The sequence below is a fragment of the Fodinicola feengrottensis genome (genome assembly GCF_039530045.1).
Taxonomy (GTDB): Bacteria; Actinomycetota; Actinomycetes; order Mycobacteriales; family HKI-0501; genus Fodinicola; species Fodinicola feengrottensis.
Genome location: NZ_BAAANY010000003.1, coordinates 45,335 through 62,553 on the forward strand (window position 1 = coordinate 45,335; position 17,219 = coordinate 62,553).

Consider the following 17,219-nt stretch of genomic DNA (forward strand, 5'->3'; position numbering starts at 1 on the left):
GCAGGGTCCATAAGACGCTGCTGGTAGCTGCGTTGCCAGCCGAAAAGTTGCCGCAAAGAGATCATCTCTGATCAAATCTGCACGATCAGCGCTCACGGTGAGAGGGCATACGCTCGGCTTACCCATCCATCCCGGAAGGTTGGGCCATGGCCACTACCGAAGCACCCGCCTCGGCGGCCCCCAGCGCCGCGCCGGCGCCCTTGACCCGGCGGCGCATCAACCTCGTTTTCGGGGCCGTGTTGCTGGGCATCCTGCTCTCCGCGCTGGATCAGACCATCGTGTCGACGGCACTGCCCACCATCGTCGGGGACCTCGGCGGCGGCAACCACCTGTCCTGGGTGGTCACCGCGTATCTGCTGGCCGAGACGATCTCGACGGCACTGGTCGGCAAGTTCGGCGACATGTTCGGCCGTAAGCAGATGTTCCTGATCAGCGTCATCGTCTTCCTGATCGGCTCGTTCTTCTGCGGCTTCGCGAACAGCATGACCTGGCTGATCGTCTCGCGGGCCTTTCAGGGCCTGGGCGCCGGCGGGCTGCTGGTCACCGCGACCGCGCTGATCGCGGACGTGATCCCGCTCCGCGACCGGGGCCGCTACCAGGGCCTGCTGGGTTCGGTTTTCGGCGTGGTCACGGTCGTCGGCCCGCTGCTGGGCGGCCTGTTCGTGGACCACCTGACCTGGCGATGGGCCTTCTACGTCAACATCCCGGTCGGCATCGTCGTGTTGTTGGTAGCGGTCCCGGCCATTCCGGCGATCAAGGCGGCCGCCCGGCCGCTGATCGACTACCTGGGCATCCTGCTGATCGCGCTGGCCGCCTCCGGCCTGACGCTGGTCACCAGCTGGGGCGGCACGACGTACGCGTGGAACTCCCCGACGATCATCTGGATGGCGATCGGATCGGTGGTCGCGCTCGGCCTCTTCGTCTTCGTCGAGCTGCGCGCGGCCGAGCCAGTGCTGCCGATGCGACTGTTCCGCAACCCGGTTTTCGCCGTCTCAGCGCCGATGAGCTTCATCGTCGGCTTCGCGATGCTCGGCGGAATCACCTTCCTGCCGACCTTTCAGCAGTACGTCAACGGTGTTTCGGCCACCGCGTCCGGAATCCGGCTGTTGCCGATGGTGGCCGGCCTACTTTTCGCTTCCATTCTGAGCGGAAACGTGGTCAGCAAAACCGGCAAGTACAAGATCTTCCCGATCGTGGGCTCCATTGGGATGGCCCTCGGGCTCTTTTTGTTGTCTCTGATGGACGAAAACACCAACTACTGGCTGTCCGCCGTCTACATGCTCGTATTGGGACTCGGCGTCGGCAGCTGCATGCAGGTGCTGACCATCGCCGTCCAGAACACCGCCGCCTACGCCGACCTCGGCGTGGCCACTTCCGGAGTGACTTTCCTTCGTACGATGGGAAGCTCCTTCGGGGTGGCCGTCTTCGGCACGGTCTATTCCAACCGACTGACCGAAAACCTCATGACCACCGCCAAAACCACGCCGCTGCCGGCCGGCGTGAACCCGAAAGTCCTGCAAAGCGTGACCGGGCTGCACAGTTTGCCAGCGGCGATCGCCAGACCGTTCGAGCACGCGTACGCGCAGTCGCTACAGGTGGTTTTCCTGTCCGCCATCCCGATCGCGATCGTGGCCTTCGTCCTCGCCCTGTTCCTCAAGCAGGTGCCGCTGCGGGACACCGTACGAGCGACCGCCACCGACATGGGCGACGGCTTCGCGATGCCGGATCACCGCGGCAAGGACAGCGGGGTCGAAAGCGCCATCGCCGGCATCCTGCGGGCCGGACCGCGGCGGATGAGCATCGAGGTACTGGCCCGTTCCCAGTCCACCCTCGGCATCGCCGACGCCTGGTGCGTCACCCGCGTCGCGCTCACCCGTCTACGGCACGGCACCGCCTCGCTCGCCCAGGTCACCACCGGCATCAACGCACCCGACGAGGTCCTCCAGCCGGCCTTCGAGCGCGCGATCGGCGCCGGTTTGCTGGCGACCTCGACCACCGGCTACGACCTCACCGCCCTCGGCGAGACCGAGTTCGAGAAGATCGCCACCGCCTGGCGCGGCTGGGTCACGGACCAGCTGTCCGACTGGGATCCGGACAACAAGGACGAACTCCAGGCGGCGCTGCGCCGAGTCGCCGAGCGGCTGTTGGGTGAGGAGCACGACCTCTACCACGCCCGCCATTCCCTCGTCGCCGCCGGCGTCTGAGCGAAGGTAACGACAGGGCTCGGTTTGCCCACCCTGGCGCTCCCCAACCGGAGTCGATGCCGTCGACCAAGCCCTCGTCAAAGTCCCAGCAGCACCAGATCCAGGTCTGCCTCGTACGACCCGTATCAGCGACCCCACCGGCCCCAAGCCTGACAAAGTGGCCACCTGTGGATAACTTCCGCGCGGTTGGTGCGACTCCCAGTAGCGTGGTCAGCAACGTTTTGACCAACGCGTCTGGGGGGACGGCAATAAATGAGTGACCCGGTGATCAAGGACTTACGCCGACAGCTGGCACAACAGCAGACGGACATCAAGAGTCGGCTCGCGTTGGCCCGGACCAGGGGCGATCAGCGGGCCGTCGACTTCTTCTCGGGGCAGTTGCACGCGTTCCGCGTCATCCTGGACACTCTCGACCTCGCCGAGACCGAGGAACCACCGCGTCGGTGACATCACCCTAGAAAGCCGTCACATCCGCCAGCGGTGTCCCGTCCGAGGTGATGTGGACAGCACTTCTGGGGAGGACACGTGAGCAACCCGATTCTGGTGACCGGCGGCACCGGCGCACTCGGCCGGCAGGTGGTCAGCCAGCTGGTCGCGGCCGGCCGGCCGGTACGAATCGCCAGCCGGCGGGAGCGCCCGGCCGGCGACACTGTGCCGTACGAATGGGCCACCGTTGACTACAAGACCGGCGCCGGGCTGGCGGCCGCGGTGAGCGGTGTATCGGCGATCGTGCACTGCGCCGGCAGCTACTTCGACACGTCCGTCGAGGATGCGCTGGTGCCGGTGGCGATCGCGGCCGACCGGCCGCACCTGATCTACATCTCCATCGTGGGGATCGACCGGATTCCCTTCGGCTACTACAAAGCCAAGCTCGCCGCCGAGCAGGTGGTGATCGGATCCGGGTTGCCGTGGACGATCCTGCGGACCACCCAGTTCCACGACCTGGTCTTTCGTGCCGGAGACGCGCTTTCCCGCTCGCCGATCGTGCCGCTGCCGGCCGGCGTACCAGTGCAGCCAATCGACAGCGCCGAGGTGGCTGACCGGCTGGTCGAGCTGGCGGCCGGCCCGCCCGCGGGCGCAGTGCCAGACATGGGCGGTCCACAGGTCCGCGACGCGACCGAGCTCGTACGCATCTACCTGCGGTCAAAAGGAAAACGCCGGCTGCTGCTACCGATCCGGTTACCTGGAAAGGCTTTCCGGGCCTTCAAGAACGGATATCACCTCAGCGAGGACCACGCGGTCGGCCGGATCACCTTCGAGCAGGCGTTGAGCACCCCCGTGGGAGGCAAGCGATGAAATGGTTGCGAATTGGCCTTTGGTTCCTGACCGTCACCCAGGTGCTGGTCGGTGGAGTGCAGCTGCTGCTGCCAAAGGTCTTCTACGAAGACTTCCCGTGGCCGAGCGATCCGTGGGTGTCGATGCTCCCGCCGTACAACGAACATCTGATGCGGGACGTGGGCGCGCTCAACCTGTCGTTGGCGATTTTCGTCGGCGCGGCGGCCATTTATCTGGAGCGCAGACTGATGATCGGGAGCCTGCTGGGCTATCTGGCTTTCGCGTTGCCACACGCGATTTTCCACGCCACCCACCTGGAACACTTCCAGACCGGTGACGCGATCGCCCAGACCATCCTGCTTTTCGGCGCGGTGCTGATCCCGCTCCTGCTGTTGATCCCAGCCCTACGGATCAGGCCGACCGCTGGGAAACCCGGAAAGTCTCCCGATACGCCTGCGGGGTCGTCCCCACTCTGATCCCGAAATGGTGGCGCAGCGCGGCGGCGTTGCCGAAACCGGCTCGTACCGAGATGGCGTCGACCGTCAGGTCACTGCCCTCCAGCAGCTGCCGGGCCAGCAACACCCGCTGCGCGGTCATCCAGTCGTGCGGGGTGGTGCCGGTCTCGGCCTGGAAGCGGCGTGCGAACGTACGCGCCGACATGTGCGCGCGCTCGGCGAGCAACGGCACGGTCATCTGCTGGTCGAGGTGCGCCACCATCCAGGTCAGCAGCGGCTCCAGGGTGGGGCTGCCGCGCAGCGGAATGGGCGTCTCGATGTACTGCTTCTGCCCGCCGGAACGCTGCGGCGGCATCACCATCCGGCGGGCGATCGCGCGGGCCACCGCGGTGCCCTGCCGCTCCCGTACGAGGTGCAGGCACAGGTCGATGCCGGCGGCCGTACCGGCGCTGGTCCAGACCGGTCCGTCGCAGACATAGAGGACGTCGGGGTCGACGCGGGTCTTCGGATAAGCGCGCTGCAGATCGTCTGCATACATCCAGTGGGTCGTGCACGCACGTCCGTCCAGCAGCCCGGCCGCGCCGAGCGCGAACGCCCCCGAACACATGCTGATGACCAGCGCGCCACGCTCCACTCCCGCGCGCATCGCCACCAGCAGCTCCTCCGGATACTCGTGCCGAACCGTGCCCGCGGACATCGCGATGACGTCGGCGTCGTCCATCGCGTCGAAGCCGTATTTCGGTACGAGGTCAAAACCGGTCTTGGTCGGCAGTGGCTCGCCGGGCCGCATCCCGCAGACCCGGAAGTCGTACGTGGGCAGGCCCTGCTCGGATCGGTCGATCCCGAACACGTCACAGAGGACGCCGAGCTCGAACGGAGACACGCCTGGCAACACCGGCACCGCGATGGAGCGAATCATGGCACCAGCATACGGCAGGATATCGAGGGAAGGTGGCAATTCTGCCACTGTTGGGTTGGCCGATCCGCGAGGATCCTTTTACTCATGGGAATCCTCATCTTGCTCGCGATTTTCATCGGCACTGGCATCGCCGCTCTGCTCGGCTGGACTCCGGACAGCCGTACCGGCCGGGACTGGCAGCCGCGCGGCGGCTGGCAGCGCACCGAAGAACCCACCATCCGCCTCCGCCACCTGAGCTGACCTGCGGTCATGCCCCTGGCGACGCGGCCGGGGGCAGTCCGGGAACTGGCCATGTCGGCCCGGACAGTACAACCTTGTGGAGATGACTACGCGTGCCCGCGTACGAGACGGGGATCCAGACGCCTTCGGGGAGCTCTTCGATGAGTGCGCCCGGGCCGTCTACAACCATGCCTTCCGGCTGACCGGGAACTGGTCCACCGCCGAGGAAGCGGTCGCGCTGACCTTCCTGGAAGCCTGGCGGTTGCGCGGCAAGGTGGATCTGGAGGGCGGCCCGCTGCGGCCGTGGCTGCTGGGCATCGCGACCAACATGGTCCGGAATTTCACTCGCGCCTCCCGCCGTTATTCGGCCGCAGTGTCGCGCATTCCGCCGCCGGAGGCGATCCCGGATTTCGCCGACGAACTCGCCGGCCGCCTCGACGACACCGAGCAAGTGCGTTTCGCGCTTTCCTTGGTGAACAAACTTCGCCGCAACGAGCGGGAAATCTTCGCGTTGTGCGTGTGGTCCGGATTGGACAACATCGAAGCGGCCGAAGCATTGGGCATTCCGGTGGGTACGGTCAAATCCCGGCTTTCTCGAGCGAGGGCCAAGCTTCGAAAACTCGTCGAGGAATCCGGGGAACCGGATGTCGCCCGCGGACAGTCCATTGATAACCGCGAAAGCGCGGCCCGGCCCGACGGAGTGAGACAGTCATGAATTCCGATCTCGATCGCCTGCTCGCGGCGCCACCCGAGCGGGATCTCCCGAACGGTCGCCACCGGTTGTTCAGGGAGCAGTTAATGCGCGAAATCCGTACCGAGAAAAGGTCTGTTCGTACCCGCGTCGCGATCAGCGCGGCCATCGCCGGCACCACCGCGGTGCTGGTCGGCGGCGCTTTCGTTGCCACCCAGACGATCGGGGCGGCCCCCAGCAAGTCGTCAACAGCCGTCGACGCGCAGTTCCGCGCCGGCTCGGCGTCCAGTCTGCTGTTGCAGATGGCCGCCTACAGCGAAAAACTGCCGTCCACGCAGTCGGCTCACAACGGCCAGTGGGTGTACGTGAAATCCGAATCCCGCGACGCCACCCAGCCGCCGGCCCCAGGCAAGCGTGTCTCGAACAGCGACCCTGGGCAGAAGACCCCGACAAAGGTCGATGGGACCCAGACCAGCCCGGTCGGGCCGCTCAGCGACATGCAGCAGCGGGAAGTCTGGTTGCCAGTCGACCCGCATTCGGCGATCCGTCCACTGATCCATGACCGAAATGGCTACACCGAGATCGACGGCAGCTCGAGCAACCCGATCACCCTGGCCGAACAAGGTAACTACCAGGCCATCGCGGCGCTGCCGACCGATCCGGACGCGCTGCTGAAGCTGATCACCGCCGAGCGCAAATCCGACAAGGGCAACCAGTCGCCCCAGGTGGTCTCCGAGATGGTGTTCCACGCGATCGAAAGCATCCTGGCGGAGTCGATCGTGCCGCCCAAGGTCGCGGCGGGCCTCTACCGCGCTGCTGCCAAGCTGCCCGGCATGACGGTGGTCCCGGATGTCACCGACGCGGCCGGCCGGCACGGCGTGGGTGTCGCGGTAGTCAGCGACGGCGTCGTCTACACCGGCTCGATCCGCGACACGATGATCTTCGACAAGAAGACCTTCAGCTACCTCGGCTCGACCTCGGTCATCGCCAAGACCGGCCCGAGCGGCACCGCCGGTACGTTCATCGGGATGACCGCCGTGCTCAGCCGGTCCATCGTCGACCAGCGCCCGACGGTGACGCTGACCACGAAGTAACTGTCTGCGAAGGACCCTTGCGTGCGCTCACACGCAAGGGTCCTTCGCGTTCGTACGACCCGATGTGACACTTCCAGCCCCCCTGGCGTTTTTCCAAACTCCAGGTGATTTTCGTCGAGTGCGGGACACTAGCCACGCAGGATCAGCGGGAGGTGGGTGGCCGAGCCGTGGGTCACCCGTATCGGCACTCCCCAGTCCTGCCGGATCAGGTGGCAGGCCGGGTGTTCCACGCCTTCGTCGCAAGCCGCGGCCTGCGCGGTGACGTGCAGGACGCCGTCTTTTATGTTGTCCGCCAACACAATCTCGCGATTGAGGTCAGTGGTGTCGCCAGCGCCTTCGATCAGCAGCTCCGGTGGGGTCGAGCTCACTTGCAGACGAGTGGACGGGCCGTAACGCTCGTCAAGTTTCTGGCCCGGCGGCGGGCTGAAGACCACGTCGAGCGTGATCGCACCGGGCGCCAGATCGGTGACCGGCCGCTCGGTCCGCATCGCCGGTCCGTTGATTTTCCGCATCTTTCCGGGCGAAACCGGCCGGCTGAGCCGATGCGTGGCCGACTCGACCACCACCAGCTGGCCGTCCATCTCAACGGCGTCGGATGGCTCGGCGACGCCGGTGGCGAGCGTACTGACCTCGCGGGTCGTCGGGTCGTACCGCCGGACAGCGTTGTTGTACGTGTCCAGGACCGCCACCGAATGGTCGGCCAGCACCGCGACACCCAGCGGATGCTGGAAACGCGCCTTCGCGGCCGGCCCGTCGACATGCCCGAAGTCGAAAAGCCCCTCGCCAACAGCGGTGTGCAGCTCGCCATTTTCGGCGTACCGCAAGGCAGACGTCTCCGAGTCGGCGATCCACAGCCGGTCGCCGTCGGCGGCCAGCCCGGACGGCTGCGCCATCCAGGTGTCGGCCAGCGGCCCGTCTTTGAGGCCCTCGACCGTGGTTCCGGCCCACGGCAGGAACGAACCGTCGGTCGGATCGAAACGCCAGAGCTGGTGAATGCCCGCGGCGGCAACGATGACAGCGTTGTCATACCAGGCGAGGTCCCACGGCGAGAGCGGCACGCCGTCGGGAGCTTTCGCGACCGTACGTACGCGACCGTCGACCAGGTCGACCGTACGCAGGGCGTGATTGACGGTGTCGGCGACGAGTAGCTCTCCGGTTGGCAACACCAACACCCCTTGCGGCTCGGCGAACCGCGCGGTTTCCGCGCTGCCATCGGTGAATCCTCGTTCGCCGCTGCCGATCCGCCGCAGTACGGTCTCGCCGTCGGCGGCCAGCTCGACCAGCGAATGCTGCTGGGAGTCCGACACCAGGAACGTTTTGTCAGCGGTGACAGCGATCTTGCCGGGAAACCGCAGCACGGTCGGCGGTGCCGGCGGCGGCACGTACGGGCCGTCGCCGCGGTGCAGGGTGCCGCGCGCCTCGTGCTCGGCGACCACCTCACCGATCACCCGGTCCAGCCCCGCGACATGGCCCTCCCCCGCGGCCTGCGCCACCACATAACCCTCCGGGTCGACCAGCGCCAGCGTCGGCCAGGCTCGCACGGCGTACTGCTGCCAGGTCACCATCCGCGGATCGTCGAGCACCGGATGGTGTACGCCGTACCGCTCGACCGCGGCCAGCACGGCCAGGTGATCGCGCTCGTGCTCGAACTTGGGCGAGTGCACGCCAATCGTCACGAGCACGTCGCCGTACTTCGCTTCCAGCGGCCGCAACTCGTCGATCACATGCAGGCAGTTGACACAGCAGAAGGTCCAGAAATCCAGCAGCACGATCTTGCCGCGCAGATCCGCAAGAGTCAGCTCCCGGCCACCGGTGTTGATCCACCCGCCGGCGCCAACCAGCTCCGGTGCACGTACTCGCGCCACTCTCTCAGTCGCCACATCGGTATCCAACCAAGTCGACGGCCCGACTGTTCCATGGCCACCAATGGCTCACCGTGACGGGCCGGTCACCTGCGGCTTTTCCGTAGGACGGAACGGATTTTTAAGACTTCAGCCCCGCCGACACGGTACGCACACGCCTGTGTACTGTTGGCGCTCGAGAAGCTCGACCCTCGACTCGCCGTCGACGCGACCAGCACAACGGGTGACCACACTCACACCGCTATGGTTCGTTGAACGGATTTTGCCGCCGACTTTGTCCACGATGGACATTCACGGCGGGTTTTTGGCCGCACCTGGTGATATTTCCGCAGGTGCCACTTCTGGCGATGAACACAGTCGCCCCACAGCTCTTCGTAACCGACTGTTGAACGGTTCACCAACAAGAGCTTTCCGTTCTGTCTCAAACCGGTTTTCCTATCGGCACTCAGACAATCGGGGGATATTGCCGTGGGCGCGAACGTGATTACGTAACAACGCCGAAATATTTCACGTGGGCCACTGGACGGTCCGGGGGAGACTTATGCCAGTCAACATGGCCGGGGAAACAACGAGTTTTGCGGTCGATTCCTCAGCCAATTCACAGGATTGGGTCTCCGCTTCTCGGGTTAGACGCCTTCATCACGTTTTTGAGGCGAGCGCCGATCGCACCCCGCAGGCGATTGCCGTCGTTGTAGACAACCGGACCGTGACATACGCCGAGTTGGACGCATTGGCCAATCAGCTCGCGCACTACCTGCGGTCACAGGGTGCCGGCGGCTCGCGGGTGGCGATCCTGCTCCAGCGGTCCCTGCAGACGTATGTCTCCCTTTTGGCGGTGGGAAAAGCCGGCGCGATCTTCGTTCCGATCGACCCAGGTTCACCGCCCGATCGGGTCGCGTACATCGTTGAAGATGCCAACGTCGACGTGATTCTGACCTCTACGGATCTGGCCGCGGCGGCCGTCGGACTGGAATGCAAGGTCGTCGAACTGGACGCGGCGGCCAGCCACCTGCGGACGCTGCCGGCTACCCGGCCGGATCTGCGCAGCGAAGACGCGTATAACAGCGACCCGGACGCGTACATCATCTATACCTCCGGGTCCAGTGGCCGCCCCAAAGGCGTGCTGGTCGCCCAATCGAGCATCTGCAACTTCCTCGACGTGGTCCCGACCGTGTACGACGTGCGGCCGAGCGACCGGGTCTATCAGGGCATGACGATCTCTTTCGACTTCTCCATCGAAGAGATCTGGCCCACCTTCGCGGTGGGCGCGACGCTGGTGGTCGGCCCGACCGACTCGCGCCGGCTCGGTGCCGAACTGGCCGACTTCCTGGATTCCGCTGGCGTCACGGTGATGTACTGCGTGCCGACGCTGCTCGCCACCATCCCGCGTGAATTGCCGGAGATTCGCAGCCTGTTGGTCGGCGGCGAGGCGTGCCCGGGGCAACTGGTCGAGCGGTGGAGCCGGCCGGGGCGGCGGATCCTGAACACGTACGGGCCGACCGAGGCGACCGTGACGGCGATTTGGTGCGAACTGCTGCCGGGCCGTCCGGTGGTGATCGGCAAGCCTTTGCCGACGTACACAGCGGTTCTGCTCGATGACGACCGCCACACCGTGCCGGACGGCGAGGTCGGCGAGATCTGTCTCGGTGGCGCTGGAGTGGCCCGCGGGTACGTCGGCCGGCCCGACCTGACCGCCGACAAGTTCATCGACCACGCCTTCGCGCCGGCCGGCAGCAAGCTTTATCGCACCGGCGATCTCGGGCGGCTCACCCAAGACGGCGACATCGAGTATTTGGGCCGCGCCGACGCCGAGGTGAAGATCCGCGGCCACCGGGTCGACCTGGGCGAGATCGAAAGCGTCCTGATGGAGGACGACGGCGTCGCCGAGGCGGTCGCCGCGATGATGGCCGCGGGGCAGGATCCGGACGCGGCAACGGAACTTTCCGCGTACGTGGTGCTGTTGCCCGGCACCAACGAAGACGAAGCGACGGTTGTCCGGCGGCTGCACGAAAAAATCCGCGACCGGGTGCCGTCGTACATGGTGCCGTCCTTTATGGACATCGTGCTGGCACTGCCGACGATGCCCAGCGGCAAGGTCGACCGCAAGCTGTTGCCGGCGCCGAGCGGTCGGCGGCTGGCGCTCAGCTCCGGTCCGGTCATCGCGGCCGGCACCGAGATGGAAACCCGACTGCGGGGCGCGTGGGCCCAGGCTTTTGGCTTGGACGCAGGGGAACTCTCGGTCGAGGCGAACTTCTTCACCGACCTCGGCGGCCATTCGCTGCTCGCCGCCACCGTCGTTTCGTTGCTCCGGGCCGAGAAGATCGGCACCAGCCCAGCCGTACGGGATCTTTACGCGAACCCGACGGTCCGTTCGATGGCCGGGTATCTGGATGCCGAGGAACAACGCGGCGCGATGCCGGCCGCACCGCGGGCGCCGGGCCTGCGGCACCGCCGCGGCCGGATCGCCCGAGCCGGTTTCGCCCAGGCAGTGGTGATCTACCTTCTGTTGCTGGTCATCACCCTGCCGGTTTCGTACGTCTACACGATCAACAACGGTGACGTTTCGGTGCAGGTGCTGCTCCAACTGCTCTGCGCCATCCTGGTCAGCTATCTCGGCGTACGCTGGGCCGTCCCGCTGGTGGTGGCGAGGCCACTGGCATGGGGAATCAAACCCGGCCGATATCCGTTATGGGGCATCACTTATCTGCGGCTGTGGGCGCTGGACATGGTGCTCGCGATCGGGCCGCTCCCGGTGGTCAGCGGATCGCCGCTGATGGCGATGTATCTGCGGGTCCTGGGTGCGCATATCGGCCGTCGTACGACTATTGAGACCAGCACGGTCTCGCTGCCCGGGATGGTCTACGTCGGACGGGACGCCTCGATTGGCTATGGCGCCACGATCCGGCCGTGGAAGGTCGAAGACGGTCTGGTGACGGTCGCGCCCATCACCATCGGGCCGGGCGCCTTCGTTGGCGCGAACACCGTTCTGGAGCCGGGCAGCACCATCGACGCGGGTGCCTGCCTGGCCCAGCAGTCAGTGATCGGCGAAGGCGAGCGGGTGCCGATCGGACAGCGCTGGTCCGGTTCACCAGCCAAGCCGGCGGCCGAACTCGACCTCGTGGTGGAAATGATGATGCGCGGCCAGACCGAAACCCGTGGCTGGCGGCTTCATCACCTGATCGCCGCGGTGTTCGGGCTGGCTGGCCTGGAAGTCGGCGCGATCGCCACCATCGTGCCCGGCGTCGCACTGGTGTGGTGGGCGCTGCTCACCATGGGCGTGCTCGCCGGCGTGATCGCGACCATCCTGGCCGGCCCGGTTTTCGTCCTCACCGTGTGCGGTGTGGTCGCGGTCGGCAAGCGAATGGTGCTGCCAAACACCCCGGTCGGCATCTATCACTCCCGGTCCGGTTTGGGCGTACGCAAGTGGATCGCTGACAAACTGCTGGAATTCAGCCTGACCTTCACCAACTCGCTTTATGCGACGCTTTACACCGTGCCATGGCTGCGGATGCTCGGCGCCCAGGTCGGCCGGCGCGCCGAGGTCTCCACCGCCGCCCACCTGGACCCCGACCTGCTGGTGCTGGGCACCGAGAGCTTCGTGGCCGACATGGCCAGCGTGGGCGCCGCCACCTTCGCCAACGGCCGAGTGGCCTTCCTGCCCACGTCGGTGGGAAGCCGGGCATTTGTCGGCAACGCCGCCTTCGTACCGGCCGGCAGCACCCTTGGCAGCGGCTCGCTGGTCGGTGTCGGAACCGTGCCACCGGACGAAAACGTGCCGGAAGGCACCTCCTGGCTCGGCTCCCCGGCAATGCACCTGCCGCTGCGGCAGGACAGTGGCTCCTTCTCCGAGCAGCAGACCTTCCGGCCCAACCGCCGGCTGGTGTTGCAGCGCCTGGGTATCGAGTTCTTCCGGGCCACCCTGCCGGCTTCGGTGCTGGGCCTGAGTTTCTACGTCTTCCTGCTGGCACTTTCCACCTTCGCCCGTGGAAACGACCTCCCGCTGCCGGCCATGGTCTCGCCGCTGCTGGCGATCCTGGCCAGCCTCGCGGTCATCCTCTACTGCGTCGGGATCAAGCGAAACGTGATCGGCGCGTACGAGCCGCGGGTGGAACCGCTGTGGAGCCCGTGGGTGCGCCGCAGCGAGTTCGTCACCGGGCTGTTCGAGGCCGCCGCCGTGCCAGCCGGGCTGGCCGTGCTGGTCGGCACTCCGTTCCTGCCCCCGGTGTTGCGTTGGTTTGGCGCGAAAATCGGCCGCCGGACCTGGATCGGCACCACTTACCTGACCGAATTCGACCTGGTCGACATCGGCGACGATGCCACCATCGGCACCGATGTTTCGCTGCAGACGCACCTTTTCGAGGACCGGGTCATGAAAATGTCCACGGTCACCATCAAGAGCGGGGCGAGCGTCGGCACCCGGACGATCGTGCTCTACGACGCTGTCGTGGACAACGACGTGACGCTGGGATCGCTGTCGTTGCTGATGAAGGGCGAGCATCTCACGCCCGGCACCCGCTGGCACGGCATCCCGGCACAGGGCGCCACCGAGGCCTCCGCGCTGGACTTCGACGCCATCGCCGCGCAGCGGCGCGGCCGGCATCACCGCGACACCCCTGAAACCGCAACGAAAGCACTCCACTGATGAACAAGACTCTGCTGGTCAGCGATCCGCACTACTTCCGCATCGCGTACGAGATCAATCCCTACATGCACACGGGTGCGCAGCCGGACAAGTCGGCCGCCGTCGCCGAGCACCAGGCGATCGTGTCCGCGCATTTGGCCGCCGGCCGCAAAATCGAGTATGTGGCGTCCGAGCCGGACTGCCCGGACATGGTCTATACGGCCAATGCCGCCGTGGTCCGCGGCGACCAGGCTGTGCTGGCGAAGCTGCCGCCCCAGCGGCAGGGCGAAACGCCGTACCACCGGGCCTGGCTGAAAAGCCGTGGATTTCAGGTCCTCGACGCGCCTTACGATTTCAGTGGCCAGGGCGACGCATTGGCGTGCGGCGACTTTCTGTTGACCGGCTACGGGCAACGAACGGACCGGCGAATGCTGGCGGTGCTCGCCGATCACCTGGGATATCAGGTCATTGGGTTGCGTACGGTCAGCGCCCAGTGGTACGACCTCGACCTTGCCTTGGCTGTCATCGAAAGTCCACACACCCTCGCGTACTGCCCCGAAGCATTTGACGAGCTCAGCAGGCAAACCCTGGAGGGACTCGGGCTGGACCTGATCGAGGTTTCACTGGACGAGGCACGCGGTTTCGCGTTGAATCTGATCAGTGACGGCAGCACGGTGACGATGACCGCCGGCGCGCCGCGGCTGGCCGGTGAGCTACGCGACCGTGGCCTCACCGTGGTCGAGTTGGACACGACCGAGCTGAGAAAAGGTGGTGGCGGGATCCGCTGCACCGCGCTGACTCTCGATAATCCCCAGTTGTAAGGTTGTGATGATGTCCGCGCAGCCGTTCGACGCCGCCCGTCGAGCTCTCAGCAACCTTTTCGGCTCTTCCTCCGACGAGTCGAGGGAACAGCCGGTCGCGCTCGTCTACCGGGGCCCGGCCAGCCTGCCGGGCTGCCCGGAAGCAGTTCATTCACTGCTGGCATCCTGCCCGTACCAGTTCCGGATCCGTTATGTCGGGCCGAAGGACCACGAGTTGACCGCGGATGCCCTGTCCGGTGCGCGGCTGTACGCCCAGCCCGGCGGCGGCACGTTGAAACGCGCGTACAAACATCTGCGCGAACATCGTTCGCACATCCGCGACTTCGTCCGCGGCGGTGGCGGCTACCTCGGGTTCTGCCTCGGTGGTTATCTCGCCGGCGCGACCCCTGGCTTCGACCTGCTGCCCGGCGACACCGACCAGTACATCGAGACCGACGACGCCACGATCGACTTCGACGGCAACACGGTCGTCGATGTTTTGTGGCGCAACGAGAAAAGGACGCTGTTCTTTCAGGACGGCCCGCATTTCGACATCAAGCGACGGTCGGCGACTGTCCTTGCCACGTACCAGAACGGCACGGTCGCCGCGTCCGTGACGCCGTTCGGCGCCGGTCGCGTCGGAGTTGTCGGACCACATCCGGAGGCCACTCGCGACTGGTTCACCGACGCGGGCCTGCGGGTCCCCCGGCCACTCGGCCTGGACCTCGGGCAGGACCTGGTTTCCACGGTGATGAGCCAATGACCGCTTCGGTACGCACCAAAAGCCGGCTGCTCGGGGTGGACGCTGCCCGAGGTATCGCGCTGCTGGGCATGATGGCCGTCCATTCGCTCTACGAGTCCAATGCCGACGGTTCGCCCACCGCGTCCTTCGCGATCTTCGGTGGCCGGGCGGCCGCGACTTTCGCCGTACTGGCCGGCGTCGGCATCGCTTTCATGACCGGCCGCAGGCGAGTCCAATTCCGCTCTGGGCTGCCGGTTATCACCGGCCTTGCCGTACGAGCCTTGGCCATCGGCGCGATCGGGCTCTTCATGGGATACGCCGACGCGAAACTCGCGGCGGTCATCCTTCCGTACTATGCTGTGCTTTTTCTCCTCGCGATCCCACTGGTTTTCCTGCCCGGCTGGCTGATCGCCGCGATAGGTGTGGCGGTCGCCGCCGGCGTCCCCATCCTCACGCATCTATGGCTGCCGCATCTTCCGGTGCCTACCCTGGACAACCCCGAATTCATTGACATCATCCAGAACCCCATCGGGGTCCTCGGCGAGCTGACGATCACCGGTGAGTATCCGGCGCTGTCGTGGTTGGCGTACGCTTGCGCCGGCATCGCTATCGGGCGGCTCACCCTCAGCCGGCTGCGGGTGGCGATTTCGTTGCTGGGAACCGGAATCGTGCTAGCCGGTGGGGCCGCGTACGCGTCGTGGCTGCTGCTCAACCACTACGGCGGGCTCGCGCAGATCTGGATCGCACAGCCCAGCAGCATCCTGACCGCGCCAGAAACCTCGGAACTGCTCACCCTCGGCGGCGACGGGACCGTACCAACTTCCACCTGGTGGTGGCTCGCTGTCGACGCCCCACACACCGGCACCACCCCGGACATGGTCGGAACCACCGGTTCGGCCATCGCCCTGCTGGGCCTGATGTTGTTGTTAGGCCACATAAGTTGGCGCTATCTGCGGCCAGTGATCACCACCTTGCAGGCACCGCTGGCCGCTGCCGGTGGGATGACACTGACGCTCTACTGCGCGCACATCTGGTTCCTGAACTCCGACTACGACATCTATTCGGCCGAGGTCGGCTACACCCTGCAGGTCATCGCGGTGCTGCTGATTGGTCTCGCTTGGAAGGCCACGGCTGGAAAAGGCCCGCTGGAGACCCTCGTCGCCGGAGTCTCCGGTCGATCCCGGTCCTGGGTGGCGACCAAGACCCGGCACAAACCCAAACCGCTGCCCGTCGCCCCGGTCAGCCCGGCCATCCCACGCCCCGCCGAGCCGGTGGACAACGCGGACCCCATTGCGGTCAGTCCGGCCAGGCCGGCACCGCAGATCGTCCGCCGAGTTCCGGCCCAAGTGGCCGCGACGGACGATCCGACGATGGAGTTTTCGCTCCCGTACTCGGTTTCCCCGGCGGAAACCACCATGGAGCTGCCGGCGTTGCGGTTCACCACCGCGATCACGACGGCCGAGGAAACAACCATGGAATTCCCGGCTATCACCTCAGACTGGCTGCTCGACATCTTCACCCAAGAAGACGAGAATGCGAAATAGGGCGGCTTGTTTTCGCCTGTTTGCGGCCACCCTGCTCGTTTTCGCACTGGCCGCTTGTTCCACTCCGCCACCGCCGCCACCGCGCCCGCTGGCCCTGGTCTATCGCGGGCCGGCCGCTTGCTCGGGTTGCGCGGAGTCGGTGGCGACCCTGTTGCAGAACTCCCCCAGCCATTTCCGGACCAAGTTCGTCGGTCCGGACGGTGACGAAACACTTTCGGCCGCGACCTTGGCCACCGCGGTGGTCTACGCTCAACCCGGCGGCGGCAGCCTCGACCCGGCCTGGCGAAAAATGCGGAAATACGCCGCCATCATCCAGGACTGGGTGCGCGGCGGTGGCACGTACCTGGGCTTCTGCCTCGGCGGCTACCTCGCCGGCGCCACTCCTGGTTTTGCCTTGATTCCCGGCGACACCAACTCGTATACCGACACTGCCCAGGCCACCGTCAAAACCACCGACGACACGATTGTCACGGTCCGCTGGCGCGGCCAGAGCAGGCACATGTATTTCCAGGACGGCCCGGTCTTTCAACTGAGAACCGGCGCCTCGGCTACAGTTTTGGCCACCTACCCCAACAACACCACAGCCGCCCTCGCCACCACGTACGGCCGTGGCCGGGTGGGCGTGGTCGGCCCGCACCCCGAAGCCGACCAGTCCTGGTATTCCGACGCCGACATCACCAACCCCGACGGCATCCGCCCGGACCTCGGCTACGACCTCATCGAAACCACCCTTCATCTCCCCGTCTCCGCCCCGAGCCCCACCCCCAGTCGGACAAGATAGGCACCTGCCCGA

Annotated in this window: 14 protein-coding genes; 12 read left to right on the plus strand and 2 right to left on the minus strand. The window is 66.1% G+C overall.

Annotation, left to right across the window (positions count from 1 at the left end):
• The first annotated feature begins 146 nt into the window (after positions 1-146).
• From ABD301_RS04720 to ABD301_RS04735, 4 genes are all read left to right on the plus strand, one after another.
• Entirely contained in the window at positions 147-2,204 is a 2,058-nt protein-coding gene (locus ABD301_RS04720) for an MDR family MFS transporter (RefSeq protein ID WP_344307490.1), read from the plus strand.
• A gap of 252 nt (positions 2,205-2,456) precedes the next feature.
• Positions 2,457-2,651: a hypothetical protein gene (locus tag ABD301_RS04725; protein ID WP_344307492.1), complete on the plus strand. Its 195-nt coding sequence runs from the start codon at positions 2,457-2,459 to the stop codon at positions 2,649-2,651.
• A gap of 78 nt (positions 2,652-2,729) precedes the next feature.
• The gene (locus ABD301_RS04730; RefSeq protein WP_344307495.1) at positions 2,730-3,500 is read left to right on the plus strand and encodes an SDR family oxidoreductase; all 771 of its coding nucleotides are present in this window, start codon (positions 2,730-2,732) and stop codon (positions 3,498-3,500) included.
• Positions 3,497-3,955, plus strand: coding sequence for a hypothetical protein (locus tag ABD301_RS04735; RefSeq protein ID WP_344307497.1), 459 nt, complete (start codon positions 3,497-3,499; stop codon positions 3,953-3,955). Before ABD301_RS04730 ends, ABD301_RS04735 begins: the two co-directional genes overlap by 4 nt.
• Here ABD301_RS04735 and ABD301_RS04740 read toward each other — a convergent pair.
• Positions 3,891-4,853, minus strand: a complete 963-nt coding sequence (locus ABD301_RS04740) for a GlxA family transcriptional regulator (protein ID WP_344307499.1) — start codon at positions 4,851-4,853, stop codon at positions 3,891-3,893. The genes ABD301_RS04735 and ABD301_RS04740 overlap by 65 nt on opposite strands.
• Positions 4,854-4,937: 84 nt before the next feature.
• Here ABD301_RS04740 and ABD301_RS04745 point away from each other — a divergent pair, with 84 nt between their 5' ends.
• The 3 genes from ABD301_RS04745 (at position 4,938) to ABD301_RS04755 (ending at position 6,857) form a co-directional block, all read left to right on the plus strand.
• The gene (locus tag ABD301_RS04745; RefSeq protein ID WP_163573160.1) at positions 4,938-5,093 is read left to right on the plus strand and encodes a hypothetical protein; all 156 of its coding nucleotides are present in this window, start codon (positions 4,938-4,940) and stop codon (positions 5,091-5,093) included.
• Between the two features lie 82 nt (positions 5,094-5,175).
• Positions 5,176-5,787 (plus strand): RNA polymerase sigma factor, encoded by a 612-nt coding sequence (locus tag ABD301_RS04750; protein WP_163573161.1) that lies wholly within the window; start codon positions 5,176-5,178, stop codon positions 5,785-5,787.
• Positions 5,784-6,857 carry a CU044_5270 family protein gene (locus tag ABD301_RS04755; protein WP_344307504.1) on the plus strand — a complete coding sequence of 358 codons (1,074 nt, stop codon included), beginning with the start codon at positions 5,784-5,786 and terminating at the stop codon, positions 6,855-6,857. Before ABD301_RS04750 ends, ABD301_RS04755 begins: the two co-directional genes overlap by 4 nt.
• 128 nt (positions 6,858-6,985) lie before the next feature.
• On the opposite strand, the gene ABD301_RS04760 is transcribed toward ABD301_RS04755, so the two are convergent.
• On the minus strand, positions 6,986-8,737 hold the full coding sequence (locus ABD301_RS04760) for an NHL domain-containing thioredoxin family protein (protein WP_344307506.1): 1,752 nt from the start codon (positions 8,735-8,737) through the stop codon (positions 6,986-6,988).
• Between the two features lie 535 nt (positions 8,738-9,272).
• Here ABD301_RS04760 and ABD301_RS04765 point away from each other — a divergent pair.
• The 5 genes from ABD301_RS04765 to ABD301_RS04785 are packed head-to-tail and all read left to right on the plus strand — an operon-like array spanning position 9,273 to position 17,207.
• Positions 9,273-13,361 (plus strand): Pls/PosA family non-ribosomal peptide synthetase, encoded by a 4,089-nt coding sequence (locus ABD301_RS04765; RefSeq protein WP_344307768.1) that lies wholly within the window; start codon positions 9,273-9,275, stop codon positions 13,359-13,361.
• Positions 13,361-14,161, plus strand: coding sequence for a dimethylarginine dimethylaminohydrolase family protein (locus ABD301_RS04770; protein WP_163573165.1), 801 nt, complete (start codon positions 13,361-13,363; stop codon positions 14,159-14,161). The genes ABD301_RS04765 and ABD301_RS04770 overlap by 1 nt, the downstream gene beginning before the upstream one ends.
• Before the next feature lie 10 nt (positions 14,162-14,171).
• A complete protein-coding gene (locus ABD301_RS04775; protein ID WP_344307509.1) occupies positions 14,172-14,903 on the plus strand; it encodes a BPL-N domain-containing protein in 732 nt (243 codons plus the stop codon).
• Entirely contained in the window at positions 14,900-16,426 is a 1,527-nt protein-coding gene (locus ABD301_RS04780; RefSeq protein ID WP_344307511.1) for a heparan-alpha-glucosaminide N-acetyltransferase domain-containing protein, read from the plus strand. The genes ABD301_RS04775 and ABD301_RS04780 overlap by 4 nt, the downstream gene beginning before the upstream one ends.
• Positions 16,416-17,207 carry a BPL-N domain-containing protein gene (locus ABD301_RS04785; RefSeq protein ID WP_344307513.1) on the plus strand — a complete coding sequence of 264 codons (792 nt, stop codon included), beginning with the start codon at positions 16,416-16,418 and terminating at the stop codon, positions 17,205-17,207. Before ABD301_RS04780 ends, ABD301_RS04785 begins: the two co-directional genes overlap by 11 nt.
• The last annotated feature ends 12 nt before the right edge of the window (positions 17,208-17,219 follow it).

Bases quoted from the DNA above. Each gene is read 5' to 3' on its own strand.
- ABD301_RS04785 (WP_344307513.1), top strand. From the start codon at position 16,416: ATGCGAAATAGGGCGGCTTGTTTTCGCCTGTTTGCGGCCACCCTGCTC.
- ABD301_RS04735 (WP_344307497.1), top strand. From the start codon at position 3,497: ATGAAATGGTTGCGAATTGGCCTTTGGTTCCTGACCGTCACCCAGGTG.
- ABD301_RS04755 (WP_344307504.1), top strand. From the start codon at position 5,784: ATGAATTCCGATCTCGATCGCCTGCTCGCGGCGCCACCCGAGCGGGAT.
- ABD301_RS04740 (WP_344307499.1), bottom strand. From the start codon at position 4,853: ATGATTCGCTCCATCGCGGTGCCGGTGTTGCCAGGCGTGTCTCCGTTC.
- ABD301_RS04780 (WP_344307511.1), top strand. From the start codon at position 14,900: ATGACCGCTTCGGTACGCACCAAAAGCCGGCTGCTCGGGGTGGACGCT.
- ABD301_RS04750 (WP_163573161.1), top strand. From the start codon at position 5,176: ATGACTACGCGTGCCCGCGTACGAGACGGGGATCCAGACGCCTTCGGG.
- ABD301_RS04765 (WP_344307768.1), top strand. From the start codon at position 9,273: ATGGCCGGGGAAACAACGAGTTTTGCGGTCGATTCCTCAGCCAATTCA.
- ABD301_RS04775 (WP_344307509.1), top strand. From the start codon at position 14,172: ATGTCCGCGCAGCCGTTCGACGCCGCCCGTCGAGCTCTCAGCAACCTT.
- ABD301_RS04770 (WP_163573165.1), top strand. From the start codon at position 13,361: ATGAACAAGACTCTGCTGGTCAGCGATCCGCACTACTTCCGCATCGCG.
- ABD301_RS04745 (WP_163573160.1), top strand. From the start codon at position 4,938: ATGGGAATCCTCATCTTGCTCGCGATTTTCATCGGCACTGGCATCGCC.
- ABD301_RS04720 (WP_344307490.1), top strand. From the start codon at position 147: ATGGCCACTACCGAAGCACCCGCCTCGGCGGCCCCCAGCGCCGCGCCG.
- ABD301_RS04725 (WP_344307492.1), top strand. From the start codon at position 2,457: ATGAGTGACCCGGTGATCAAGGACTTACGCCGACAGCTGGCACAACAG.